The sequence below is a fragment of the Actinoplanes sp. URMC 104 genome (assembly GCF_051386375.1).
GTDB lineage: Bacteria > Actinomycetota > Actinomycetes > Mycobacteriales > Micromonosporaceae > Actinoplanes.
In genome coordinates this window covers 17,073-40,741 of sequence record NZ_JBPQTO010000006.1, presented here as the reverse complement: position 1 = coordinate 40,741, position 23,669 = coordinate 17,073, and the positions used below count along the sequence as shown (strand labels likewise).

The 23,669-nt window shown below is 73.9% G+C and carries 27 protein-coding genes; 12 read left to right on the top strand and 15 right to left on the bottom strand.

Translation table 11 applies throughout. From position 1 onward, the window contains the following. Positions 1-98 precede the first annotated feature (98 nt). The 5 genes from ACSNN8_RS20690 (at position 99) to ACSNN8_RS20670 (ending at position 5,723) form a co-directional block, all read left to right on the top strand. Positions 99-1,595: a dynamin family protein gene (locus ACSNN8_RS20690; protein WP_436650923.1), complete on the top strand. Its 1,497-nt coding sequence runs from the start codon at positions 99-101 to the stop codon at positions 1,593-1,595. Then, entirely contained in the window at positions 1,592-3,397 is a 1,806-nt protein-coding gene (locus tag ACSNN8_RS20685) for a dynamin family protein (RefSeq protein ID WP_436650922.1), read from the top strand. Before ACSNN8_RS20690 ends, ACSNN8_RS20685 begins: the two co-directional genes overlap by 4 nt. Then, the gene (locus ACSNN8_RS20680; RefSeq protein ID WP_436650921.1) at positions 3,394-3,909 is read left to right on the top strand and encodes a hypothetical protein; all 516 of its coding nucleotides are present in this window, start codon (positions 3,394-3,396) and stop codon (positions 3,907-3,909) included. The genes ACSNN8_RS20685 and ACSNN8_RS20680 overlap by 4 nt, the downstream gene beginning before the upstream one ends. A 78-nt stretch (positions 3,910-3,987) precedes the next feature. Continuing rightward, positions 3,988-5,367: an MFS transporter gene (locus ACSNN8_RS20675; RefSeq protein WP_436650920.1), complete on the top strand. Its 1,380-nt coding sequence runs from the start codon at positions 3,988-3,990 to the stop codon at positions 5,365-5,367. Beyond that, positions 5,367-5,723, top strand: coding sequence for a GntR family transcriptional regulator (locus ACSNN8_RS20670; protein ID WP_436650918.1), 357 nt, complete (start codon positions 5,367-5,369; stop codon positions 5,721-5,723). The genes ACSNN8_RS20675 and ACSNN8_RS20670 overlap by 1 nt, the downstream gene beginning before the upstream one ends. 45 nt (positions 5,724-5,768) lie before the next feature. Here ACSNN8_RS20670 and ACSNN8_RS20665 read toward each other — a convergent pair whose 3' ends face one another. The 6 genes from ACSNN8_RS20665 to ACSNN8_RS20640 form a co-directional block, all read right to left on the bottom strand. Beyond that, a complete protein-coding gene (locus ACSNN8_RS20665; RefSeq protein ID WP_436650917.1) occupies positions 5,769-6,278 on the bottom strand; it encodes an NUDIX hydrolase in 510 nt (169 codons plus the stop codon). Positions 6,279-6,367: 89 nt separating this feature from the next. Further along, positions 6,368-7,318: a DUF3626 domain-containing protein gene (locus ACSNN8_RS20660; RefSeq protein WP_436650916.1), complete on the bottom strand. Its 951-nt coding sequence runs from the start codon at positions 7,316-7,318 to the stop codon at positions 6,368-6,370. Continuing rightward, positions 7,315-8,151: an undecaprenyl-diphosphate phosphatase gene (locus ACSNN8_RS20655; protein WP_436650915.1), complete on the bottom strand. Its 837-nt coding sequence runs from the start codon at positions 8,149-8,151 to the stop codon at positions 7,315-7,317. Before ACSNN8_RS20655 ends, ACSNN8_RS20660 begins: the two co-directional genes overlap by 4 nt. 54 nt (positions 8,152-8,205) lie before the next feature. Continuing rightward, positions 8,206-9,135 carry a tyrosine-type recombinase/integrase gene (locus ACSNN8_RS20650; protein ID WP_436650914.1) on the bottom strand — a complete coding sequence of 310 codons (930 nt, stop codon included), beginning with the start codon at positions 9,133-9,135 and terminating at the stop codon, positions 8,206-8,208. 12 nt (positions 9,136-9,147) lie between these two features. Further along, on the bottom strand, positions 9,148-10,686 hold the full coding sequence (locus ACSNN8_RS20645) for an ABC-F family ATP-binding cassette domain-containing protein (protein ID WP_436650913.1): 1,539 nt from the start codon (positions 10,684-10,686) through the stop codon (positions 9,148-9,150). A gap of 445 nt (positions 10,687-11,131) precedes the next feature. Then, positions 11,132-11,746, bottom strand: a complete 615-nt coding sequence (locus ACSNN8_RS20640; RefSeq protein WP_436650912.1) for a chemotaxis protein CheB — start codon at positions 11,744-11,746, stop codon at positions 11,132-11,134. 205 nt (positions 11,747-11,951) lie between these two features. Between ACSNN8_RS20640 and ACSNN8_RS20635 the strand changes: the two genes are divergently transcribed. From ACSNN8_RS20635 to ACSNN8_RS20625, 3 genes are read left to right on the top strand one after another with little or no spacing between them, the layout of a single operon-like run. Beyond that, positions 11,952-13,496, top strand: a complete 1,545-nt coding sequence (locus ACSNN8_RS20635; RefSeq protein WP_436650911.1) for an IucA/IucC family protein — start codon at positions 11,952-11,954, stop codon at positions 13,494-13,496. After that, positions 13,493-14,971 (top strand): IucA/IucC family protein, encoded by a 1,479-nt coding sequence (locus ACSNN8_RS20630; RefSeq protein WP_436650910.1) that lies wholly within the window; start codon positions 13,493-13,495, stop codon positions 14,969-14,971. The genes ACSNN8_RS20635 and ACSNN8_RS20630 overlap by 4 nt, the downstream gene beginning before the upstream one ends. Then, positions 14,958-16,073, top strand: a complete 1,116-nt coding sequence (locus tag ACSNN8_RS20625; RefSeq protein WP_436650909.1) for an alanine racemase — start codon at positions 14,958-14,960, stop codon at positions 16,071-16,073. The genes ACSNN8_RS20630 and ACSNN8_RS20625 overlap by 14 nt, the downstream gene beginning before the upstream one ends. Positions 16,074-16,126: 53 nt before the next feature. On the opposite strand, the gene ACSNN8_RS20620 is transcribed toward ACSNN8_RS20625, so the two are convergent. Continuing rightward, complete coding sequence (locus ACSNN8_RS20620) at positions 16,127-16,324, bottom strand: hypothetical protein (RefSeq protein ID WP_436651098.1); 198 nt, start codon at positions 16,322-16,324, stop codon at positions 16,127-16,129. On the opposite strand from ACSNN8_RS20620, the gene ACSNN8_RS20615 reads away from it, so the two are divergent. Further along, positions 16,238-16,588 carry a hypothetical protein gene (locus ACSNN8_RS20615; RefSeq protein ID WP_436651088.1) on the top strand — a complete coding sequence of 117 codons (351 nt, stop codon included), beginning with the start codon at positions 16,238-16,240 and terminating at the stop codon, positions 16,586-16,588. The genes ACSNN8_RS20620 and ACSNN8_RS20615 overlap by 87 nt on opposite strands. 99 nt (positions 16,589-16,687) lie before the next feature. Here ACSNN8_RS20615 and ACSNN8_RS20610 read toward each other — a convergent pair whose 3' ends face one another. The 4 genes from ACSNN8_RS20610 to ACSNN8_RS20595 all read right to left on the bottom strand — a co-directional run bounded on the left by ACSNN8_RS20610 (position 16,688) and on the right by ACSNN8_RS20595 (position 18,523). Further along, positions 16,688-16,936 (bottom strand): hypothetical protein, encoded by a 249-nt coding sequence (locus tag ACSNN8_RS20610; protein WP_436650908.1) that lies wholly within the window; start codon positions 16,934-16,936, stop codon positions 16,688-16,690. A gap of 310 nt (positions 16,937-17,246) precedes the next feature. Further along, entirely contained in the window at positions 17,247-17,414 is a 168-nt protein-coding gene (locus ACSNN8_RS20605; protein WP_436650907.1) for a hypothetical protein, read from the bottom strand. A gap of 53 nt (positions 17,415-17,467) precedes the next feature. Beyond that, positions 17,468-18,100: a hypothetical protein gene (locus tag ACSNN8_RS20600; protein WP_436650906.1), complete on the bottom strand. Its 633-nt coding sequence runs from the start codon at positions 18,098-18,100 to the stop codon at positions 17,468-17,470. Positions 18,101-18,148: 48 nt separating this feature from the next. Then, on the bottom strand, positions 18,149-18,523 hold the full coding sequence (locus tag ACSNN8_RS20595) for a cupin domain-containing protein (RefSeq protein WP_436650905.1): 375 nt from the start codon (positions 18,521-18,523) through the stop codon (positions 18,149-18,151). 52 nt (positions 18,524-18,575) lie between these two features. Between ACSNN8_RS20595 and ACSNN8_RS20590 the strand changes: the two genes are divergently transcribed. After that, a complete protein-coding gene (locus tag ACSNN8_RS20590; protein WP_436650904.1) occupies positions 18,576-19,580 on the top strand; it encodes a GlxA family transcriptional regulator in 1,005 nt (334 codons plus the stop codon). A gap of 38 nt (positions 19,581-19,618) precedes the next feature. Continuing rightward, entirely contained in the window at positions 19,619-20,287 is a 669-nt protein-coding gene (locus ACSNN8_RS20585) for a uridylate kinase (RefSeq protein WP_436650903.1), read from the top strand. Positions 20,288-20,342: 55 nt separating this feature from the next. Here the strand turns inward: ACSNN8_RS20585 and ACSNN8_RS20580 are convergent, their stop codons facing one another. Beyond that, entirely contained in the window at positions 20,343-21,182 is an 840-nt protein-coding gene (locus ACSNN8_RS20580; protein WP_436650902.1) for an EamA family transporter, read from the bottom strand. A 66-nt stretch (positions 21,183-21,248) separates the two neighbouring features. Here ACSNN8_RS20580 and ACSNN8_RS20575 point away from each other — a divergent pair, with 66 nt between their 5' ends. Next, on the top strand, positions 21,249-21,776 hold the full coding sequence (locus ACSNN8_RS20575; RefSeq protein WP_436650901.1) for an Lrp/AsnC family transcriptional regulator: 528 nt from the start codon (positions 21,249-21,251) through the stop codon (positions 21,774-21,776). Here ACSNN8_RS20575 and def read toward each other — a convergent pair. The 3 genes from def to ACSNN8_RS20560 are packed head-to-tail and all read right to left on the bottom strand — an operon-like array spanning position 21,737 to position 23,638. Continuing rightward, the gene (def, locus tag ACSNN8_RS20570) at positions 21,737-22,225 is read right to left on the bottom strand and encodes a peptide deformylase (RefSeq protein ID WP_436650900.1); all 489 of its coding nucleotides are present in this window, start codon (positions 22,223-22,225) and stop codon (positions 21,737-21,739) included. The two genes, ACSNN8_RS20575 and def, sit on opposite strands and share 40 nt — an antisense overlap. A gap of 43 nt (positions 22,226-22,268) precedes the next feature. Further along, entirely contained in the window at positions 22,269-22,760 is a 492-nt protein-coding gene (locus ACSNN8_RS20565) for a SigE family RNA polymerase sigma factor (protein ID WP_436650898.1), read from the bottom strand. Beyond that, entirely contained in the window at positions 22,757-23,638 is an 882-nt protein-coding gene (locus ACSNN8_RS20560; RefSeq protein ID WP_436650897.1) for a hypothetical protein, read from the bottom strand. Before ACSNN8_RS20560 ends, ACSNN8_RS20565 begins: the two co-directional genes overlap by 4 nt. Positions 23,639-23,669 lie beyond the last annotated feature (31 nt).

Genomic DNA, 23,669 nt, shown 5'->3' with positions numbered 1-23,669 from the left:
GAACCTCGGCCCGCCCCGACGATGATGGGGAGGACCGCAGTGACACCGGCCGTGGTCAGCACATTCTCCCCGACAGTGTGCCCGGCTGACGAGCCGTGATGGGTGGCCCGCTCAGCACCGGGGTGGCGACGCTCTGTGACGACCTGGCCGTGCGGCTGGGGCCGGAGGCCGCTGGCCAGGTCAGACAGATCCACGACCGTCTCGGTGAGCCGTTACGGGTAGCGATCGCGGGGCGTCTGAAAGCCGGAAAGTCGACACTCGTCAACGCGTTGATCGGGCGCCGGGTGGCGCCCACCGCGGTCGGCGAGTGCACCCGGGTGGTCACCCGGTTCCGGTACGGGCCGGCCGACCGCGTCGACGTGGTGTGCCGCGACGGCGAGCGGCGCAGCCTGCCGCTGGACGACGACGGCATGATCCCGCAGCGGCTCGGTGTGCCCGCGAACCGCATCGCGTACGTGCAGGTGACCCTCACCAGCGAGAAGCTGCGCGACCTGACCGTCGTGGACACCCCCGGGCTGGCCTCCACCGACACGGTGGTCAGCGCCCGCGCCGAGCAGGCCGTCGGGGTGTCCGCGGCCCCGTTCGACGCCGACATCGACGCCGACTCCGCCGGGGAGGTCGCCGCGGCCGAGGCCGTCGTCTACGTGTTCACCCAGGCCGTGCGCGCCGACGACCTGCACGCCCTGGAGGCCTTCCGGGACGCCTCCGCCCGGCTGGCCACCAGCCCGATCAACGCGCTCGGCGTCCTCGGCAAGATCGACACGCTGGTCGGCGGCGCGGGCGATCCGTGGCCGGTGGCCGCGCCGCTGGCCGGGCAGCAGGCCGAGCTGTTGGCCCGTACGGTCTCCGACGTGGTGCCGGTGGTGGGGCTGCTCGCCGAGACCGGCGAGGCGGGCCGGCTCACCGGCGCCGATCGCGACGCGATGCAGCGGCTGGCCGGCCTCGGCGCCGCCGAGCTCAAGCTGCTGCTGGCCTCGGTCGACCTGTTCCGCTCCCGGCCCGCCCCGGTCGGCGCCGAGCAGCGCGAACGGCTGCTGCAGCTGCTCGACCTGTACGGCATCGGTTTCGCCCTGGCCCACCTGAGCGCCGAGCCCGGCCTGTCCACCGGCGAGCTGGTGCGCCGGCTGGTCGCCGCGTCCGGGTTCCCCCGGCTGCAGAACACGCTGCAGGAGACGTTCCGCTGGCGCGCCGACGCGATCAAGGCCGGGTGGGCGCTGGCCCGCCTGGAACGCCTCGCCGGGCACACCCGCGACGAGACCGACCGCGAGCGGCTGCGCGACGCGGTGGAACGGCTGCTGCGCGACCCCGCCTACCACCGGCTGCGGCTGCTCGACGCCGCCCAGCGTGTCGCCACCGGCGTGGTGCCGCTGCCGGTCGAGTGGGAGCAGGAGCTGACCCGGCTGGCCACCTCGGAGGACCCGCGCTGGATCCTGCGGCTGCCCGACGCGGGCGCCGACGAGCTGACCCGCGCCGCGATGGCCGCGGCCAACCGGTGGCGGGTGTACGCGGTCGCCGGCGCCGGGCCCGCCCAGTCGCGGATCGCGCAGGTCGCCCACCGCGGCTTCCACCTGCTCGCCCAGCAGGTGCGCCGATGAGCACCGCCGACCTCGCCTCGGTGCTCAGCATCGCCGTCAAGGAAGCCGTGGCCTATGTGCGCACCGCCGACCCCGACGCCGGCGCCGAACTGGCCGAGCTGCGCCACCGCCGGCTCACCCGCCCCGAGATCGTCGTGGTCGGCGAGACCAAACGCGGCAAGAGTTCGCTGGTCAACGCGCTGCTGGGCGTGCCCGGCCTGTCCCCGGTCGACGCCGCCGTCGCCACCAACACCTACCTGCAGTTCGTGCCCGGCCCGCCCGGAGCGCGGGCGTGGCTGCCCGGCGCGGCCGACCCGGTCGAGGTCGACGGGCTCACCGAGTGGGCCACCGGCGCCCAGCGCGCCCGCCGCATCGAGGTCAGTCACCGGGCGCCGCTGCTGCGCTACGTCAGCCTGCTCGACGCCCCCGGCGTCGGCGGCCTCGACCCGGCGCACACCACCGTCGCGCTGGCCGCCGTCGACCGGGCCACCGCCCTGCTGTTCGTGGCCGACGCCTCCGCCCCGCTGTCCCGGCCCGAGCTGGACTTCCTGGTCGCGGCGAGCGAACGGGTCGACGCCGTCATCTTCGCCCTCACCAAGATCGACGCCTATCCGGGGTGGCGGCGCATTCTCGACGACAACCAGGCGCTGCTGCACGCCCACGCCCCCCGCTTCGCCGACGCCGCCTGGTACGCGGTGTCGTCCACCCTGGCCGAGCTGGCCGTCACCGCCGGCCCCGGCGAACAGGCGGCGCTGGTCGAGGCGTCCCGGATCGCCGGACTGCAGCACGCCCTGGTCGAGCTGGCCGGCCGCGGCTACCAGCTGCAACAGGCCAACCTGCTGCGCGTCGCCCGCGGCGAGCTGGTCCGGCTGGAGGCCGCCGCCGCCGAGCGGGTCCGCGCGGCCGACGCCGACCCGGCCCGCACCGCGCAGCTGCGCGCCGAACGCGCCGCGCTGGCAGCCCGCAAACGCACCGAGAGCCGCCAGTGGACGCTGCTGCTGTCCACCGAGACCCAGCGCGCCCGCGTCGAGACCGTCGGGCAGCTGCGCACCCGCATCGCCGCCGTCCAGCAGGAGTTCTCGCAGCGCATCGACACCGGCCGCGGCGAAGCCCTGGCCCAGCTGCCCGAACGCCTGGACGCCGAGCTGCAGGCCGTGGCCGTGCAGCTGTCGCAGCGCCTGGAGGAAACCTTCGCGCAGGTCGGCGAGAAGGTGCTGGCGTCGGTGTTCGACCCGGCCGAACGAGCCGCCATGCTGGGCCGGCTCAACGCCACCCTGCGCCACGCCATGGACGCCGCCCCGCCCCGCGACGGCTCCGCCGACAACCTGCTCATCGCGCTGTCCGCCGGCGGCATCGCGTTCATGGCCGGCCGCGGCGCCATCCTCGGCGCGTCCGTGCTCGCCGTCGGCGGCGGCCTGCTCGTGCCGGTCGCCGGGATCGGGCTGGGCCTGGCCGCCGGCGGCTACGTGCTGTACCGGCGGCGGGTGCAGACCGACCGGCAGCAGGCCCGCATCTGGCTGCGCGACGTGCTCGGCGAGGCCCGCGCCGCGCTCGCCGACGAGATCGCCAACCGGTTCACCGACCTGCAGTACGCGCTGAGCGTGGCCGTCGACGACGCCGTGGAGAAACGGCTCAAGGACCTCGACGCGCACATCGCCGAGATCGACGCGGCCGCCGCCGAGGACGCGGCCGGCCGGGCGAAACGGCGCGCCGCCGCCCAGCAGCAACTCGACGGGGTCCGCGCCCGGCTGCGCGCCCTCGACGCGGCCCTGACCCGGGCGCGGGCTCTCACGCCCGTGCCGCACGACGAGGAGGACTCGTGAGCGACCACCACCACGACTTCGGCGACGAGCACACCCCGGACGACCTGCCGCTGTACGAGTCGCCCGAGCACGCCGACGACTACGGCACCTCCGCGTACGAGGACCACCACCTCGACGACGCCGACGAGCACGACTGGCTCGAGCAGCCCGGCTACGCCGAGGACCACCACGACCCGTACACCGTCGACGACACCACCCCCGACGACCCGCACACGCCGGCCGTCGACGCCGGCGACGACGACCTGACCGACGGCGCGCCCGACGTGTTCCCGCCGTCCGTCGACGTCGGCGAACTCCCCGAACCGGTCGACGGGTGGCCGTGGATCGACACCGGCAGCCTCGGCGTCGTGCCGGCCGAAGCACTGGCGGACACCCCCGACCCCGTACGGCCGGAGGAGCTCGCCGCCTACGCCGGCGCCGACCTCACCGACGCCCAGGACCCGTGGGCCGCGCTCGCCGCCGACGAGGACCCGGCCACCAGCACCCTGGCCCGGTGGTGGCAGCAGAACTGAGTACGCGCCCTCTCCCCGCGGCGCCGCTGTGGATGGCATAGTTTCGCCCGCCACCACCACACCTGGGAGCCGACACACATGGCCGCACCCGGCACCGCCACCAGCCTTCCCGCCTCCGGGCGCCGGGAACGCACCGGCTGGTACTTCTACGACTGGGCCAACTCGGCCTTCCAGACCACCGTCATCACCGTGTTCCTCGGCCCGTTCCTGACCACGGTCACCGAGATCGCCGCGGGCTGCCCGCTGGGCACCGACGACTGCACCGGCCGGGTCCACCCGCTGGGCATCACCGTCGCCGCGGGCTCCTTCTACCCGTACGTGGTCTCGCTGTCGGTCCTGCTCACCGTGTTCGTCCTGCCGATCATGGGTGCCGTCGCGGACCGCGCCCCCCGCAAGAAGCCGCTGCTCGCGGCGGCCGCGTTCACCGGCGCCGCCGCCACCATCGGCATGGCGTTCGTCACCGGCGACCGGTACTGGCTCGGCGGGCTGCTGTTCCTGATCGCCAACATCTCCTTCGGCGCGGCCATCGTCGTCTACAACTCGTTCCTGCCGCTGCTGGCCGCCCCCGACGACCGCGACAAGGTGTCCAGCCGCGGCTGGGCCATCGGCTACCTCGGCGGCGGGCTGCTGCTGGCGGCCAACCTGGTCGCCGTCATGCTGCTGTCGGTCGACGGCGACGACCAGCGCACCCTGGACCTCGCCCGGTTCTGCATCGTCAGCGCCGGCGTCTGGTGGGCCGTGTTCACCCTCGTCCCGCTGCGCCGGCTGCGCGAGCACCCCAGCGCCGCCGCCACCACCGAGCGCGGCAACGTGCTCACCGACGGGTTCACCCAGCTCGGCCACACCATCCGCGGCATCCGCGCCTACCCGCTCACCCTGTTCTTCCTGCTGGCCTACCTGGTCTACAACGACGGCATCCAGACCGTCATCACGCTGGCCAGCCAGTACGGCACCGAGGAGCTCGACCTCGGCCAGTCCACGCTGATCATCACGATCCTCATCGTGCAGTTCCTCGCGTTCGGCGGCGCGCTGCTGCTCGGCGCGCTCGCCACCCGCATCGGCGCCCGCAGGACCGTGCTGCTCAGCCTGGTGCTGTGGCTGGTCGTGGTCGTCGCCGCGTTCTGGCTGCCGGCCGGGCAGCCCGTGCCGTTCATGCTGCTCGGCGCGCTCATCGGCGTCGTGCTCGGCGGCAGCCAGGCACTGAGCCGTAGCATGTTCTCCCAGCTCATCCCGGCCGGCAAGGAGGGCGAGTACTACGGCTTCTACGAGATCAGCGACCGCGGCACCAGCTGGCTCGGCCCGCTGCTGTTCGGGCTGATCTTCCAGCTCACCGACAGCTACCGCATCGGCATCGTGAGCCTGGTCGTCTTCTTCGTCGCCGGCGGCATCCTGCTCGCCCTCGTGCCGCTGCGCCGCGCCATCACCGCCGCGGGCAACACACCCCCCAGACTGCTCTGATGGACATCACCATCGACCCCGGCTCGGCCACCCCGCCCTACGAGCAGGTGCGGCTGCGCATCGCCGCGCTGGCCGCCGCGGGCACCCTGGCCGCCGGGCAGAAGCTTCCTCCCGTACGGGCGTTGGCCGCCGACCTCGGGCTGGCGGCCAACACGGTGGCCCGCGCCTACCGGGAGCTGGAGCTGGCCGGCCTGGTCGAGACCCGCGGCCGGGCCGGGACGGTCGTCACCGCCCGCGCTGCGGGCACCTCCGCGCAGGCGCAGAAGGCCGCGGCCGCGTACGCCGAGAAGGTGCGCGCCCTGGGGGTGCCACCCGAGGCCGCCCTGGCGCTGGTGCGGGCCGCTCTCGGCCTCTGACCGGGTCTTCCCCGCGGGCCGGCCCCTGTCCGGTGGGCGGGCTGCTCAGAGGCCGTGCCGGTGGCCGAGGGCGGCGTGCAGCTCGCCGGGGCGGGCGAACCAGGGCGGCCCGTCCGGGTCGGCGGTGGTCTCGATCCGCAGCTTCGTCAGCTCCCCCACCTCGGGCAGCTCGTCGGGCGCGAACCAGCCCACCTCCAGGGACTCCTCCCCGTCGGCGCGGGCCTCGCCGCCCACCGCCCGGCAGCGGAACCACACGGCCAGGTACTCGCACCGGTCGCCGTTGGGGTACTGCGCGGCGTGCATCGCCACCCCGCCGAGACGCTCGATCTCCGCCCGTACGCCGGTCTCCTCGAAGATCTCCCGCAGCGCCGCCTCGGCCGGCTGCTCCCCCGGGTCGATCATGCCCGCGGGCAGCGACCACTGCCCGTTGTCGGCGCGCCGCTGCAGCAGGATGCGCCCCTGCCCGTCGCGCACCACCCCGCTGGCGCCCGGCAGCAGCAGAAGGTCGTGCCCGACGTGCGCGCGCAGCCCGGTGATGTAGGGAGAGATCGCCATGGGCTGCAACCTACCGGTCCGGCCGGTAGCGGCCCGCCACCATCCACCCGGCGTAGCCGAGCACGGCGGCCAGAAGCCATGCCTCCACGCTACGGACAGGCGGGCGCGCCGCGCAGCACGAGCACGTGCCAGACGTACTTGAGCAGCTGCAGCACCTCCGGCGGCGACCCGAACGCCGCCCACCGGCCCGGCTCGTGCGTGGCCCGGCCGACCAGCTCGGCGTCCACCACGTCCCGGCCGAAGTGCGCGGCCACCGCGGCGGCGATCCGCGGGGTGTCGGGGCCGCGCAGGTCCTCGGGAAAGGCGTCCGCGGGCAGCTCGAACCCCGGCGACCACAGCAGCCGCGGGCTCAGCCCGCGCAGCAGCGCCCCGGTCGGCGTACCGCGGAAGGACGGGTCGGCCACGACGGCCGTGACGTCCTCGCTCAGCGTCACCCCGCCGTGCACCTGCGCCTCGACGTAGCCGTCCATCACCCGCCCCGCCGCCGTGCGCGGCTTCCGCAAGGCCGCCGCCCACGCGTTGGGCGAGTCCGCAGCCACGTGCAACGCCCGGCCGGTGCCGGCCACCTCGTCGAGCAGCGCCTGCCACACCGCGCCGAACGTGTCCGCGGTGCCCACCACCCGCGGCTCGGTGACACTGTCGCCGTGGCTGAACGTGGCCCGCGCCGACACCGACACGTCCAGCACCAGATGACAGCTGCCGAACCGCGGCGCCGCCCCGTCCGGATGACCGGCCAGGTTCAGCGCGCCGTACACCGGCCGGCCCCGCACCAGCCCGGCGTAGGCGCCGGCGAACATGCGCTGCTCCCACCGGTCCCGCTCACCCCCGGCGTACGCGGTCAGCCCCCCGTTGGAGATGCCGGTCTCGAACTGGCTGCGGTACACGCCGCCGGCGGCCAGCCGCTGCGCCACCGTCGAGCCGTCCGGCAGCAGCCGATCGGGATGGAAGTTCACCGTGATCGGCGCGTCGAGCACCGCCGGGCCCGGCGCCGGGAACAGCGTGCGCACGTGCGCCAGCGCCCGGTCGGCGGGCGAGGTCACTGCGGGTCGATCACGTCGAAGATCAGCAGGAGCATGAGGACCGCACCCAGCGCCACCCGGTACCAGATGAAGATGCTGTACGAGTGCCGCGAGATGAACCGCAGCAGCCAGTTCACCGAGAAGTACGCCACCACGAAGCTCACCACGGTCGCCACCAGCGTGTTGACCCAGCCCACCCCGTCGGCGATGTTGCCGGCCTCCTCGACGCCCTGCAGCACCGACGCGCCCAGCAGCGCCGGGATCGACAGGAAGAACGACAACTTCGTCACCGTCACCCGGTCGAAGTCGCGCAGCAGACCCGCCGACATCGTCGCCCCCGACCGCGACACCCCCGGAATCAGCGCCAGGCACTGCACCACGCCGATGATCAGCGAGTCCTTCCAGGTCACGTCGTCCTCGTGGCGCACCTGCGTGGCGGCGTGATCGGCGAACGCCATCACCCCCGACCACACGATCAGCGCGCCCGCCACGAACCACAGGCTGCGCAGCGTCGTCTCCACCTGGTCCTTGAACAACAGCGCCGCGATCACGATCGGGATCGCGCCCAGCAGCACCGCCCACCCGAACCGGAAGTCCGGGTCGTCACGCCGATCCTTGCTGAGCAGCCCGCGCAGGAACGCCGGAACCACCCGCGCGATGTCCTTGCGCAAGAAGATGATCGTGGCGAGCACCGCCCCCGACTGGATGATCACCGTGAACGCGGTGATGTCCGGATCGTCGAGCCGGTACCCCATCAGCTTCTCGAGAATCGTCAGGTGGCCGGTGCTCGACACGGGCAGGAACTCCGTGAAGCCCTCGACGGCGCCCAGCAGCACCGCTTGGATGATGTTCAAACCCGACCGCCTCTTTGATCCGCTTTTTACCGCGGACGAGCATAGGGGGCCCGCTCACCCCCCGGCGCGGCGGGCACGCGCCGCGGCGATCGTGTAGGCAGGATCACGGTCCAGGTTGTGCCGGTCCCGGTCGTAGCGCCGCGTCGTGCGCGGATCGGCGTGCCCCATCGCGTCCTGCACGTCCTCCAGCGGCACCCCCTCGGCCCGCGCGGCCGTCGCGAACGCGTGCCGCAACGAGTGCGGCGACAACCGCTCCGCCTCCGCGATGCCCGCCACCCCCGCCAGCCGCCGGATCAGCCGGAAGATCGCATGCCGGTCCAGCCGCGACCCCGACGACGTCACGAACAGCGGCCCCGGCTGCTCCCCGCGCGTCTGCAGATACGTGTCCAGCGCCGCCGCCGCGTCCGGGGTCAGCGCCCGCCGCCGCGCCTTGCCGCCCTTGCCCACGAACCGCACCGTCCGGTGCCCGCGCTCCCAGCCCAGATCCGCCAGATCCAGGCTCACCAGCTCGCCGACCCGCAACCCCAGATCCGCCAGCAGCGTGATCACCGCATGGTGCCGCACCCCGGCGTCGCGGGCCGCCGCCAGCAGCGCGTCCACCTCCTGCGGCGTCAGCCCCAGCGTCGCCGAATGATCCCGCGACACGTACGGGCGGTCCGCCCCCGACACCGGGTTGGCCTCCACCGCCCGCAGCTTCACCAGGAAGTCGTACCAACTCGACAGGCCCGACAGCTTGCGCGCCACCGTCGCCGGCGCCAGCTGCTGCGCCTCCAGACCCCGGGCGTACGCGTTGACGTCCAGAAACGACGCCCGCAACGGATCAGCCCCGCGCTGCGCACACCACGCCAGCCACCCGTTGACGTCACGCCGGTACGCCGCCCGGGTGTGCTCCGACAACCGCCGGTTCGCCAGCCACACCTCGGTGACCTGCTCGGCCGCCCCACCGGCCGCCACCTGCCCGACCTGCCTCGGCACCACCTGCATGGGCCCATCGTGTCAGGTCTCGATCACTTCCCCGCCCGCGACATGCCAGCGCCGCCCGAACCCCACAGCCCGGGCGAAATACCGGTCATGGGTGACCACCACCACCGTCCCCCGATAGCGGCGCAACGCCTCCTCCACCACCTCCAGCGCGTCCAGGTCGAGAAAGTTCGTCGGCTCGTCCAGCAGCAGCACCCGCGCCGGGCTGTTCACCAGCGTCGCCAGCAGCAGCCGCCGCAGCTCACCGGCCGACAGCGTCCGCACCGGCACCCCCCACTGATCCGGCCCGAACTGATGCCCCCGCAACAGCGTCTCGGCGTCGTCGACGTACACCGGCACCCGCGACCGGAAGAACTCCATCACCGACACCCCGGTGCGCAACCCGTCGGTGGTCTGCGGCAGCACCGCGGTGTCCGCACCCTGCAACGCCCGCAGCAACGACGTCTTGCCCGCCCCGTTGCGGCCGGTCACCAGCACCCGATCCCCGCGCCGCACCTGCAGATCCACCCCGTCCAGCAGCACCCGCGGCCCCGCGCACACCCGCAGCCCCTTCGCCTCGAGCACCACCTCACCCGGATCGCCGGCATCCTCGGGGAACGCCAGCGTCAACGGCGGCCGCGTCCGCGGCTGCGCGATCCACCGCACCGACTCCATCTGCCGCCGCAACCGCCGCTCACGCACCTTCGCCTTGCGCGCCACCAGCCGCGCCACCCGCCGCAGATGCGGCGCCTCCGCCCCCGAGCGCACCGAGTTCTCCACCCCGCGCGCCTGCTGCTTGGTCCGCTCGATGTCCGCCTCCCACCGCCGGCGGTCCTTCTCCTGCGCCTCGAACGCCAGCAACAACCGCTCCCAGCGCCGCTGCTTCTCCGCCCGGTACGCCGTGAACCCGCCACCGGGATAGTCCTGCACCTCGGTGTCGATGCCGTCCAGCTCCAGCACCCGCGTCACCACCGCGTCCAGGAACGCCCGATCGTGGCTGACCGTCAGCACCCCGCCCGCATACCCCGCCAACCACTGCTGCAGCCACGCCACCCCCTCGGCGTCCAGATGATTGGTCGGCTCGTCCAGCAGCAACACGTCCGGCTCGTCCAGCAACGCCCGCGCCAGCAACAGCCGCGCCTGCTCCCCGCCGCTGACCTCGTGCAACGCCAGCCCGTCCGGCACATCCGCGATGTCCAGCCGCTGCCGGATCTCCGCGATCCTCGACTCGGCCGTCCACCCCCGCAACGCCGTCCACCGCTCCTGCACCGCCCCGAACTCGGCCAGCACGTCCTCACCCGCGGCCAGCCGAGCCTCCAGCACCCGCAGGGCAGCGCTCACCTCGGCCAGCTCACCCAGCCCCGCCGTCAGGAACGCGCCCACCGTCGCATCCGGATCCGGCATCTGCTGCGCCACATGCGCCACCCGCGTGCCCGCCGCGCGCACCACGCTGCCCGACTGCGGCGCCAGCTCACCGGCCAGCACCCGCAACAACGTCGACTTGCCCGCCCCGTTGGGCCCCACCACACCGATCCGGTCACCGTCGCCGACCACCAGGTCGAACCCGGCGAACAACGGCTCACCGTCATACGAACAACCCAGACCGACGGCCTTCAACACGAGCCACACTCCACGACACGAGACACCGACAGGGGCACGCCTCCCAGCCGCACACACCGCGCGGCGAGGCACTCACCAGGGCCGGGTCGCTCTCACATGAAGCAGGCACTCCTCGCAGCAGGCATCGGATCCGGCCCCACCCTGCCCCGCGACCGCACCGGACGCAACCGGATTACCTCCACGTCCGTCGCGGCCCTGCTCCTCGAACAGCACGACATGCAGGCTCGTGCCCGGCGGCATCCGGTCGCGCAGAAGGGTGAAGACCCGCTCGCCACCGCGGACAGCGCTCCGCCGCACGCAGGCAGTCGTCCCTGGCGCTCTCGGAGAGTTCGGCGAAGTCCGCCCGTCGAGGTTCCCCACCGCTACGCCGCACGACCCCCGCACGCTCACCTGAACGGACTCAGGCCGCGCCGTCCGGGGCGGAATCGCCGGCCCCCAGGGTGGGCACAGTCGTCATGGCCAGCAGCAGCGCGCCGACCTCGTCGAGGGCGACGACGTGGTCGGTGGCGTTGTCGCGGCCGATGGTGGCCTGCGGCATGCCCGGCGCGGCGGAGGTCTGCGGACTGGCGGCGATCACGGTGCCGCCGAAGTGGTGCACGGCGGTGGCGCCGGTGGCGGCGTCGTTGCCGTTGCCGGAGAGCACCACGGCGATGACGCGCGGGCCGGCGTACGTGGCCAGGGTGGTCAGCAGCAGGTCGGCCGACGGCCGGTACGGCGGGCGGTCACCCGCGGGGATCAACGCCACCGTGTCGCCGGGCGTCACGAGCATGTGCCGGCCGGGCGGGGCGACCAGCACCCGGCCGGGGGTGAGCCGGTCACCCTCCTGCGCCATGCCGACCGGCAGCGCGGTGCGCCGGTCCAGGATGCCGGCGAGCACGTCCGGCGCGTCGGGCGCGGCGTGCTGCACGACGACGACCGCGGCGGGCAGATCAGCCGGCAGCGGGGCCAGTACCCTGCTCAACGCGTCGAGACCGCCGGCCGAGCAGACGAGCGCGACGATCGGGTGACCGCTCACCCCCGCACTGTATCCGGCGGCCGCCGTCCTGCGCCGGGAGCAATCGGTGGATGTCGTTGATTCCTTTTGCCTTTGATCTTCTGGGTTCTGGGTTCCGGGTGCGCCGATGGTGGGGCGCACACCGTGTAAGCCGTCCTAGGATGATGTAGCTCACGCCGGGCGACCCCTGATGGATCTTGTCGGGGCGGTGCGGAGAATTGACGCCGTGCCGCGATCCCACGGAAGCGACCCGCCGCACCGGCACACCGCCGGTCCCGTCCGGACCAGGGCGGAGCTGGCGGGCCTGCGGCCGGAGCTGATCGCCCGCTACGACGCCGCGCTGCCCGGCGCCCGCGCGGCGGTCCTGGCGCGGCTGCTCGGCGCGGTCGACCGCGAGCCGCTGCCGGGCCTGAGCGGCCGCCGCCCGGGCGAGGCCACCTTCGCGGGCGGCACGACCGTCCGCTATCCGCCGGACGCGGCGCAGCCCTTCGCCACCGCGCAGGCCGGGCTGACGGTCACCGCGACGGGACACGCGGCGGCGATCGCGGACCCCGCGGAGCTCGTACGCCTGCTCTGGGGGGCCGTCCCCATCGCCGCCGAGATCGACAACAGCGTCGCCAACCTGGCGCTCGCCCGCGCGAACCGCCCCGGGCACACCCTGCCGGCCCCCGGCGACCCCGACGCGCTGGGCCGCATCGAGCAGCAGGTCACCGACGGCCACCCGCTGCACCCCTGCTGCCGCACCCGAGGCGGCATGACCGTGGCGGACGTCCTCGCGTACGCCCCCGAACACTCCCCCGTCCTCCGGCTCCGCCGCCTGCGCGTGCCCCCCGACCGCTGGTACGGCACCGCTGCGCCCGTCCTCTACGCCCACCCCTGGCAGGCCGACCGGCTCGCCGCCGCGCACCCCTGGCTCACCCCGGACGGCGAGACCGGTCCCGTGCGCCCGCTGATGTCGCTGCGCACCGTCGCCCCGCTCGACGGCGGCCCGCACGTCAAGACCGCGGTCGACGTGCAGATGACCAGCGCCGTGCGCACCGTCTCGCCCGCCGCCGTGCACAACGGCCCGCTGCTGTCGCGGCTGCTGCGCCGGCTCACCGCCGACCTGCCCGTCGACATCCTCGCCGAGACCGCCGCCGGCGCCGTGCTCGTCGACGGCGCCCCGCAGCGCCACCTCGCGCACGTCGTCCGCGAAGCCCCTCGGCTGCGCCCCGACGAGCTCGCCGTGCCGCTGGCCGCCGTCCCCGCCCTGATCACCCCCGACGACCCGGACCGGTGGATGAGCGACCTGTCCGGCCTGCTGTTCGGCCCGGTCACCACCGTGCTCGCCCGCGGGGTGGCGCTCGAGGCGCACGGCCAGAACACCCTCGTCGTGCTGCGCGGGGGCCGGCCCCGGCGCATCCTCTACCGCGACCTCGGCGGCGTACGGGTCAGCGCCCGACGGCTGCGCGATGCCGGCGTCGAGGCGCCCGCCCTGCACGGCGACCTGCCCAGCGACGACCCGGCCGAGCTGCGCACCAAACTGGCCGCCGCCGCGTTCGGCACCGTCGCCGCCGAGCTGATCGCCGCGTTCGCCCGCACCCGCGGCGCCGACCCGCACCGGCTGTGGGGCATCGTCGCCCGCGCCGTGCGCGCCACCGGCACCGCCGACGCCCCGCACCTGCTCACCGACCCCCTGCCGGTCAAGGCCACCACCGCGATGCGGCTGGCCGCCCACCCCCTTGACGACCTCTGGGCCACGATCCCCAACCCGATGGCGGCACACGCATGAACAAGACCCTGCGCCCGGCAGACGCGCGCACCGAGGCCGCCCTGGCCGTGCACGCGCCCGAGCTGGTGCCCGGCTTCCTCGCCGCGCTGCCCGAGGCGGCCGACACCGTCGGCCGGCGGCTGCGCGCCGCGCTGGTCCGCGAGGGCCTCAAGGACATGGGGCCGGGCCTGCGCCACGGCTTCGACCGCGTCGAGTACGCCACCGCGGGCGTCGCCGACCCGGTCGAGCTGCTCGGCGACCTCGACGCGCCCGGCTTCGCCGCCGAGCTGCGCAACGCCGTGCTCAACCTCGCGATCGCGCTGGCCCGGCCCCGCCCGCCGGTCGGCGACGACCCCGACGAGCAGGCCATCGGCCTGGAACGGCTCGCGGTCGCCGGGCACAACCTGCACCCCTGCGGGCGTACCCGCCTGGGCTGGGACACCGGCGACGTGCTCGCCCACGACCTGGAGACGCCCCGCACCCGCATCGGGTTCGTCGCCGTCCGCGGCGACCTGCTGGTCGGCGACGACGTGTTCCCCGAGATCGACAAACCGGCCGGGTACGCCGTGCAGCCCGTGCACGCCTGGCAACGCGACAACGTCCTGCCCGAACGCCACGGCGACCTGCTGCGCTCCCGCGCCCTGATCATCCTCGACGAGGAACGCGAGGCCATCCCCACCGCCGCGCTGCGCACGCTGCTGCTGCCCGGCACCGGCCAGTACCTGAAGGTGTCGCTGGACATCCAGGTCACCTCCACCCGGCGCAGCATCAGCGTGGCCAGCACCCGCAACGGCCCGGCCGTCTCCGCGCTGCTGCACCGCCTCGTCGACGACGACCGCATCCTGCTGATGGCCGAGACCGCCGGCGCCGCCGTGCCCGTGGGCTCCGGACGCGACCTGTCCGCCATCCGCCGCGACGGCCTCGCCGGGCGCCTGCAACCCGGCGAACGCGCCATCCCCGGCGGCGCGCTGCCGCTGCTGCTCGACGAGCTGGTCACCGGCGACCCCGCCGACTGGCTCCGCGCGTACGCCGAACTGGTCGTCCCGCCGCTGCTGCGGCTCGCCGCCCGCGGCGTCGCGCTCGAGGCCCACCTGCAGAACTGCCTGCCCACCTTCGTCGACGGCCGCCCCCACCGGCTCGCCCTGCGCGACTTCGCCGGGCTGCGGCTGCACCTGCCCCGGCTGGCCGCCGCCGGGCACACCCTCCAGCTGTGGCCCGGCTCCGTGGTCGGCACCGACGACCTCGACGTGTTCCGCGCCAAGCTCGGCTACACGCTGTTCCAGGCCCACCTCGGCGAACTGGTCATGCGCCTCGACCTCGACGAGGACCACGCCTGGCGCATCGTGCGCGAGGTCGTCGACGAGCACGCCACCGGCGACGACCACGCCGCGTTCACCGCCCCCACCGCCGCGCACAAGGCCCTCGTGCGGATGCGCCTGGCCGGCGCGGGCGACATCTACGTGCCCGTCCGGAACCCGCTGCATGCGCCCGCCTGAGCACGTCGTCCGGGCGCTGCGGGCGCTGCCGGGCCCGGCCTGCGCCTACGTCTACGACACCGCCGCGCTGCGGGAGCGGGCCGCCTCGGTCCGGCAGAGCCTGCCGGTCGCGGCCTCCCTGCTGTACGCCGTGAAGGCCAACGGCCACCCGTCGGTGCTCGACACCCTCGCCCGCGCGTGCGACGGCCTCGAAGTCGCCTCCGGCGGCGAACTGGCCCTCGCGCTGCGCGCCGGCGCCCGGCGCATCGTGTTCGGCGGCCCCGCCAAGACCGACGCCGAGCTCGCTGCCGCCCTCGACGCGGGCGCCCAGATCAACGCCGAGAGTATCCACGAGTTGCACCGCATCGCCGCCCTGCGCCCCGGCGCCGAGGTCGTGCTGCGCGTCAACCGCGCCGGCGCCGCCCTGACCGGCAGCCACAGCATGACCGGCGCCCCCACCCCGTTCGGCGTCGACGAGGCCCAGCTCGGTCAGGCGCTGGCCGTCCCCGGCGTCCGCATCATCGGCTTCCACCTGCACGCCGTCTCCAACAACCTCGACGGGCGGGCCCACGCCGCCTTCGTCCGCGAGGCGCTGCGCTGGTCGGTGGCCACCGGCATCGACCCGCGCGTGGTCAACGTCGGCGGCGGCTTCGGCGTCGACTACCTCGGCGACGCCGCCATCGACCTCAATCCGCTGCGCGCCATCGACGTCCCGCGCGGCATCGACCTGATCTTCGAGCCCGGCCGCTACCTGGCCGCCGACGCCGGCTGGTACGCCGCCACCGTCCTGGACGTCAAGACCACCCACGGCCGCACCTTCGCCGTCCTGCGCGGCGGCACCCACCACTTCCGGCTGCCCGCCGCCTGGGGCTACGACCACCCGTTCACCGTCGTCCCCGTCGACGACTGGCCCCACCCCTACCCCCGCCCCGCCGCCTTCGACACCCCCGTCGACGCCGTCGGCGAGCTCTGCACTCCCCGCGACGTGCTCTGCCGGGGCCGTCACGTCCGCCGCGTCCGCGCCGGCGACCTGCTCGTCTTCGGCCGCACCGGCGCCTACGGCTGGGACATCTCCCACCACGACTTCCTGCGCCACGACCCCCCGCAGTTCGTCATCCTCTGAGCGCCTGTCCCGCCTCCCCGAGCACGCCGAAGTCCCCATCGCCTGGGCCGACATCACAGTTCATGCCTGGCAGGGTCACAAGCATGGAGGAGAAGACCGAAGCGCAACTGCGCGTCATCCGCAAGGTCGCCGCAGTCCTGCGGGCCGGTGATGTCCCGGCATGGCTGTTCGGCGGTTGGGGCCTCGATGCGAGGCTCGGCCGGATCACACGCAAGCACGGCGATGTGGAGTTCTGGGTCGAGCGCATCCATGCCGAACGCTCGAAGACACTTCTCGTAGGAGCCGGACGAATCGTTCAGTCAGCCCCTGGGACGGTTCTCCGACTGGCTGTTCCCACCAGGATCATTCGACGAGGAGCCCGTGACGCTCGACGGCACGGCGGTCCTGGCCATGAGCGCCGCCGGCATGCTCGCCATGAAGGAGCAGTTCCCCCGTCTGCGCAACGGCCAGCCATGTCGGCAGAAGGACATCGCCGACATGGCGATCCTCCGAGAGCTGGCCCGCGGAAATACTGACGGCATCGCGTATTGAAGTGTTCGAGATGGGCCGCGGCGTGTCGGTCTCAGCCCAGAGGGCATCGGAACCTGCCTGCGGGCGGTTGGCGGGCTCTTCGATCAAGCAGCCTTGATGTCGAGTAGCTCCGGCGACGGGAGTTCGTCCGGATCCGTCTCCTCGACGCCGACCCACTCGATGCCGCCGAGGACTTCACCGCGCTGCGAGTCCTCGATCGTGTAGAGGAACAGACCGTTATCGGAGCCTCGGACGCCGGCGTTGACTCGTATCGTCATCCCGAGCCCGCGGCCCTGCTGGAAGTCGATGGAAGGGCACCCGCAGCCGCACGTGTCGACGACGGCTACTTCCATCGCCTAGCGCCCCAGAGTTGCAACGTCAGGGAAGTCAACCGCCAGAAGCGCGTCGAGCACAGCTCGCTCTCGCTGGGTCAGCGGTCTTGCGTGCATGCCGTGATCATCTCACCAGCCTCAGACGGTAAGCATCCGCAATTGCGTCGTCGCCTGCCTGTAGCTGGCAGGCCTCAGAGCCATTGCGTTGTCATCGGTGGGCGGCGCAGCTTGCCCAGGTTGCTCGGCGGGGGCGTCGTGGTCTTCGGCGCATTCGGGGGTGTAGCCGAGAGCTTGTGCCGCGATGGCTGGGGGCATGTCGAGGACCAGGGTGCTACTGCATCAGCATGTCGCGCAGCTGCTTCGCCGTCTGCGGCGATGGATGCGCGTCCAAGGTGGCCAGGGCGGGCGCGACCCGGCCGGTGCCGTCGTCCCGGACTGCCGTCGTTTTCTCGGTGAGGTGGCAGCGGGGGCAGATGATTCCGTCGTCGCGAGGTCGCATTCTCTGCAATCCGCGACGGTTCGGGTTCAAGGACAGCCGCTGACCGCCGCCCGTCAGGCGCGGCCGACCGGTTCCAGATCCAGCAGGTAGCCGAAGGTCATCCGGGCGGCCTTGCCGCGACGGGCCGCCGGGCGGACGACCGCGACCTCCCGGCCCTTGCCGGGCCCGCCGTCCAGCCGGACGGCCCGGCGGACGACCCACGTCCGTACGGCGTGACGCAGCAGGTCGGCCTCGGGCTGGTAGGCCCCGGTCTCGTACGGCTCGGCGATGCTCAGCCGGCCCCGCACGCGCGTCCACGTGCCCGGCTCCGGAACCGGCGCGGCGGGATCCGAGCCGGCTTCCCGGTACACCCCGGCGCTCGGGAAGCCGGGCGACGGCCCCGCGTCCGCCTCGCTGACATAGATCCCCAGGCCGTCGACGTCGAGCATCCAACCGGCCGCCCGGACCGTGCTCTGCATGGCGACGGCCCGGCCGACGAGGTCGTGGACGCTGCGGCGGTCAGGGTGCCCGGCATCACCGGGCATCGAGCTCACCGCCGGCCGGCGTAGGTCATCCCTGCTCGCCCCGGTGCGGAATTGGCAGTACAACGCCAGAGGCATCTCCACCCGGCCGCCGACCTCGGCGGTGAACTCGTCGCTGCCCACCACGTGGTCGGGGAGGAAGACATCGCGCCAGAGCATGGTCACCCTGTGATCCTCCCCCGGGGCGGAGCCGGGACCACGCGGCGGGTCGTGCTAGAGGGCGTGCCCGGTCGTCGCGTCGACGTGGGCGGGGACGTCCTCGTGCCGGTCGCCCACGGTCGGGGTGCCGGTGGGCTCCACCATGAGGATCGACGCGCCCGCCTCGGACGACGGCTTGTGCTCGGTGCCGCGCGGCACGGTGAAGACGTCGCCGCGGTGCAGCACCACGGTGCGGTCGCGCAGCGAGATCGTCAGCTCGCCGTCGAGCACCAGGAAGAACTCGTCGGTGTGCTCGTGGCTGTGCCAGAGGTGCTCGCCGCGCACCTTGGCGACGCGGATGTCGTAGTCGTTGACCCGCGTCACGATGCGCGGGCTCCACAGCTGCTCGAAGGACGCCAGGGCGGCGGTCAGGGAGATCGGTTCGGTCACGTCCCCATCGTCGGGCCTGCCACGAGCCCGCCGGAAGTGCTAGGAATCGCACATGACGCAAGAATCCTTGCACCGCGTCGTGGCCCTGGTCGACGCCGGCTCCAACCCCTTCGAGCTGGGCTGCGCCACCGAGGTGTTCGGGCTGCGCCGCCCCGAGCTCGGCCGCGACCTGTACGACTTCCGCCTCTGCGCGACCACCCGCACCACCCGCATGCGCGACGGCTTCTTCCAGCTCACCGGCGTCGCCCCCCTCGACGCGGTCGACGAGGCCGACACGGTCATCGTCCCGAACCGCCCCGACGTCGAGGTCCCGCGCCGACCCGCCGTCCTCGACGCGATCCGCCGCGCCCACGCCCGCGGCGCCCGGCTCATCGGCTTCTGCAGCGGGGCCTTCACGCTGGCCGAGGCCGGCGTGCTCGACGGGCGACGGGCCACCGCCCACTGGCAGTGGACCGACCGGTTCCGCACCCGCTTCCCCCGCGTACGCCTCGAGACCGACGTCCTGTTCGTCGACGACGGCGACATCCTCCCGGCCGCCGGAAGCGCCGCCGCCCTCGACCTGGGCCTGCACGTGGTGCGCCGCGACCACGGCGCCGAGATCGCCAACGCGGTCAGCCGCCGGCTCGTGTTCGCCCACCGCGACGGCGGCCAGCAGCAGTTCGTCGAGCGCCCCATCCCCGCCGTCCCGGACGACTCCCTCGGGCCGCTGCTGGCCTGGGTGCAGCAGCACCTCGACCGCCCGCTGACCGTCGCCGACCTGGCCGGGCACGCCGCGGTCAGCCCGGCGACGGTGCACCGGCGGTTCCGGGCCGAGCTGGGCACGACGCCGCTGGCCTGGCTGACCGGCGAACGCGTCACCCTCGCGTGCCGCCTGCTGGAGCGCGGCGAGTCCCGGCTCGACGTGGTCGCCCGCCGCAGCGGCCTCGGCACGGCGACCAACCTGCGCACGCTGCTGCGCCGCGAGACCGGCCTCACCCCGACCGAGTACCGCCGCCGCTTCGGCCGCGGCCCGGCCGCCCCACCAGGCCGCCCGGGGCCGCCGGGTGCGGCGATCTGATTCACTCGGGGCCCGGCTCGACGAGATCGGGGCACCACATGGACCGGACCACCCGGGGCGAGCTGCTCCGCCGCCTGGCCGACGCCGTCGAGGCCGTTCCCGTCGCCCACCCGACGCGCGTCGGCGTCGACGGACCGCCCGCGGCCGGCAAGACCACCCTCGCCGACGAGCTGGCCGGAGTCCTGCGCGCCCGGGGCCGCCACGTCGTCCGGGCGACGATCGACGACTTCCTCGTCCCCCGGGCGCAGCGCTACCGGCGCGGCGAACTCTCGGCCGAGGGCTGCTACTTCGACGCCCACGACCACGGGGCGCTGCAGCGGGTCCTGCTCGATCCGCTCGGCCCGGGCGGGAGCCGGCGCTTCCGGCACGCCGCCTACGACCACCAGACGGACGCCGCCGTGCTGCCGCCGGTCGCCACCGCTCCCGCCGACGCCGTGCTGCTGTTCGACGGCGTCTTCCTCATGCGCCCGGAACTGGTCGACCGGTGGGACCTGCGCGTCCTCGTGTCGGCCGCGCCCGGGAGGACCGTCGATCGTGCCGTGATCCGGGAGCGCCGGGTGTCGGCCCGGGCCGAGGTCGAACGACGCTGGCGCGAGCGTTACCTCCCCGCGCAGCAGCTCTACTTCGCCACGGTCCGCCCGCACGAGCGCGCCGACATCGTCGTGCACAACGACGATGCCTTGCGTCCGGTCTTGTCGAAGTGGTGAGCGGCCCGCAGGGTCGCTCTTCCGCTGTGCCGTTGATCTCCGCCTCTAGAGCATCCTAGGATGAATGCTCGCGGGTGCGGGGCCGGTGGACGGCGACGGCCGCGACGATCAGGACCACGCCGGCGATCTCGAGGACGCTGGGGACCTGGGCCAGCACGAGGACGCCGATGACCGTGGCGACGGCGGGCAGCAGCGACACCATCAGCGCGTAGGTGGACCGCGGCAGCCGGCTCATCGCGAGCTGGTCGCACACGTACGGGATCACCGACGAGCAGACGCCCACGCCCGCCGCCGCGGCCAGCAGCACCGGGTCGCCGAACGCGGGCAGCGCCTGCCCGATCCCGGCGGGCAGCGCCAGCACCGCGGCGATCACCATGGACAGCGCCAGGCCGTCGATGCCGTCCGCCTCGCTGCGGGCCACCCGGTGGCCGAGCACGATGTAGAGCGCGAACAGCACCGCGTTGAGGCCCGCGAACACGAACCCGAGCGGCTCGGCGACCAGCCGCACGTCGGTCAGCAGATACACCCCGGCGGTGGCGGCGACCAGCGCGGCGACGTTACGGGCCGAGCGGGCGGCGTACGCGGCCAGCACGATCACCGGCAGGAACTCGATGGCCGCGACCGTGCCCAGCGGCAACCGGTCGATCGCCAGATAGAACACGCTGTTCATGGCCGCGAGCACGGCAGCCCACCCCGCGAACAGCCACCGGGCCGGGCGGTCCAGGCCGCGCCACAGCCGCAGCGGGCGCCGCACCGCCAGGAACACCAGCGCGGCCGTGACGATCCGCAGCCACGCCACACCCAGCGCGCCGATCCGCGCGAACAGCAGCACCGCCAGCGCCGGCCCCAGATAGTGGAAGACCGCGCTGACGACGAAGTACACATGCGCCGGCACGCCCCCTAGTCTCGACAAAGGACGCGCCCCGCGACCATACGCGATCGACGACTGCGGAGGCCTGCCATGGCCGTACGAGAAAGCGCGACCCCGTCCGGCTTTCCCGCGGGAAAGTCACCGCTGGATGCCACCGATCGGCGGCTGCTGGCGGCCCTCGCCGGCGACCCCCGCGCCACCGCCGCCGCGCTGGCCCGCCGCATCGGCATGTCCGCGCCCGCGGTGCGCGAACGCCTCGGCCGGCTCGAGCGTTCCGGCGTGATCCGCGGCTACCACGTCGACATCGACCCCGCCGCGTACGGGCTGCCGGTCGCCGCCTGGGTGCGCATCCGGCCCGGCCCCGGCCAGCTCCCCAAGATCGCCGAGCTGGCCGAGCGGACCCCGCAGGTCAGCGAGTGCCACCGCATCTCCGGCGAGGACTGCTTCCTGCTCAAGGTGCACGTCGCGAGCATCGAGGCGCTCGAGACGGTGCTCGACCGGTTCCTGATCCACGGCCAGACGCACAGCTCGTTCGTGGTCGCCACCCCGGTGGCGCCGCGCGCGCCCGCGCCGGACGATCAGGGGCGCGGGATGCGGCGGATCTCGCGCAGGGCCTGACGGCGTACGTCGCCGGTCAGCGTGTCGATGTAAAGCGTGCCCGCCAGGTGGTCGGTCTCGTGCTGCAACGCCCGCGCCAGGAAGCCGGTGCCGTGGAGGGTCAGCGGCTCGCCGTTGCGGTCGACGCCGCGCGCGGTCACCGACAGCGCCCGGCGGGTCGGGAAGTACAGGCCCGGGATCGACAGGCAGCCCTCGTCGTCGTCCTGCTCGCCCTCGAAGTCCGACAGCTCCGGGTTGATCAGGTGCCCGACCACGCCGTCGACGTTGTAGGAGAACGCGCGCAGGCTGACGCCGATCTGCGGCGCCGCCACCCCGGCCCGGCCCGGCTCGCGCACGGTGTCCTCCAGGTCGTCGACCAGCGCGCGCAGCTCGGCGTCGAACGAGGTGACCGGGTCGGCCTCGGTGCGCAGCACCGGGTCGCCGAAGATCCTGATGGGCCGGACTGTCATGCCCGACAGGCTATCGGCCCGTTACGGCGGCCGGGTCGCGAGGTCACGCGAACAGGGCGAGCTGCTCCTCCGCCAGCAGCTCGCGCAGCTTCGCCAGCGACCGCCGGGTCTGGCTCTTGACGACGCTGACCGGCAGCTCGAGCACGTCGGCGACCCGCTCCACGCTGTAGTCCTCGAAGTAGCGCAGGATCACGATCGCCCGGTCGCGCTCGGGCAGCCGGCCCAGCGCGTCGAGCATCGTCAGCCGCAGCTCGGGACTCTCCCGGTACGCCGGCTCGTGCAGCACCCCGGGCGTCGTCTCGGTCGAGGAGCGCCGCCGGCGATGGTCGAGGAACACCCGGAACAAGATCTTTTGCGCGTACGCCGTGAGGTTGTCGGACTGCACGGCCCGGCGCCAGCTCAGGAACAGCTTGGTCAGGGCCGTCTGCGTCAGGTCCTGCGCCAGGTGCCAGTCGCGGCACAGCATGAACGCGGTCGTGCGCAGCCGCTCGGCGTGCGCCCCCGCGAACTCGGCGAACTGCTCGTCGTCGGTCATGACGCGAACTCCGGCGTGCCGCGGAACTCCCGGGCGCCCGCCTCGACCAGCCCGGCGTCCATGACCACGCCCCACCGCGGGTCGGCCGCGATCCTCGCCGCCGTGTCCAGGTCCAGCGGCGGCGTGCCGTCCGTGCCGTCGGTCAGGCACGACGCGAGGTCCATCTGCACGGCGGTGCCGTCGGGCCAGCGCGAGATCACCACGGCGTGCTGGCGGCAGTTGCCCGGCGCCGAGGCGAACGTCACGGTCGCCGTGTCGCCGCGCGGCGGGCGGGCGCCCTCGACCGGCAGCCGGCCGAGCGTGACCTGCAGCAGGCCCGGCCCGTCGCCCTGGTCGAGGTGCAGCCGGACGGAGAGGTCGCCGGTGCCGGCGACGGCCCGGTGGCTGATGCGCCCGGGCGGCAGGAGTTCGGTCAGAAGATGAAGCATAGCCCCCGTCGTCGCTTTCTTCTGCGGTCCGGCGGCTCGGTGATCGCCGCTGAGGACCGTCAAAGTACGCGGCGGGGCGCCCGCCGTGGGGGCAGTCGTGCGGAACGGCACAGATCCGGGAGGTGACGCGGCGACCCCCTTCGCCTCGGCCCGGCCGGGCGCGGCCGGCTCGGGCCGGGCGGACTCCGGCCCGGCGGCCGGGGCGGACTCCGGTTGTGCCGGGGCGGCGACCTCGAGCCCCGGCGCGCGGCGCGGCTCCGAATGGGCGGCGAGGCTGCCGAACAGCACGACCGCGAGCGCGCCCGCCGCGCCGGCTCCAGCAGCGCCGAGCCGCCGGCGGCGACGGATCCGCCGGCCGTCGCGCAGGGCCGCGCCCACCAGGTCGCCGACGGGCGGCGGTCGCTGCTCGTCGAGCTCGGCGCGCAGCAGCGCCCGCAGATCCTCAGTCACCGGCAAACCCTCCCGCACCCTTAGACGAGCC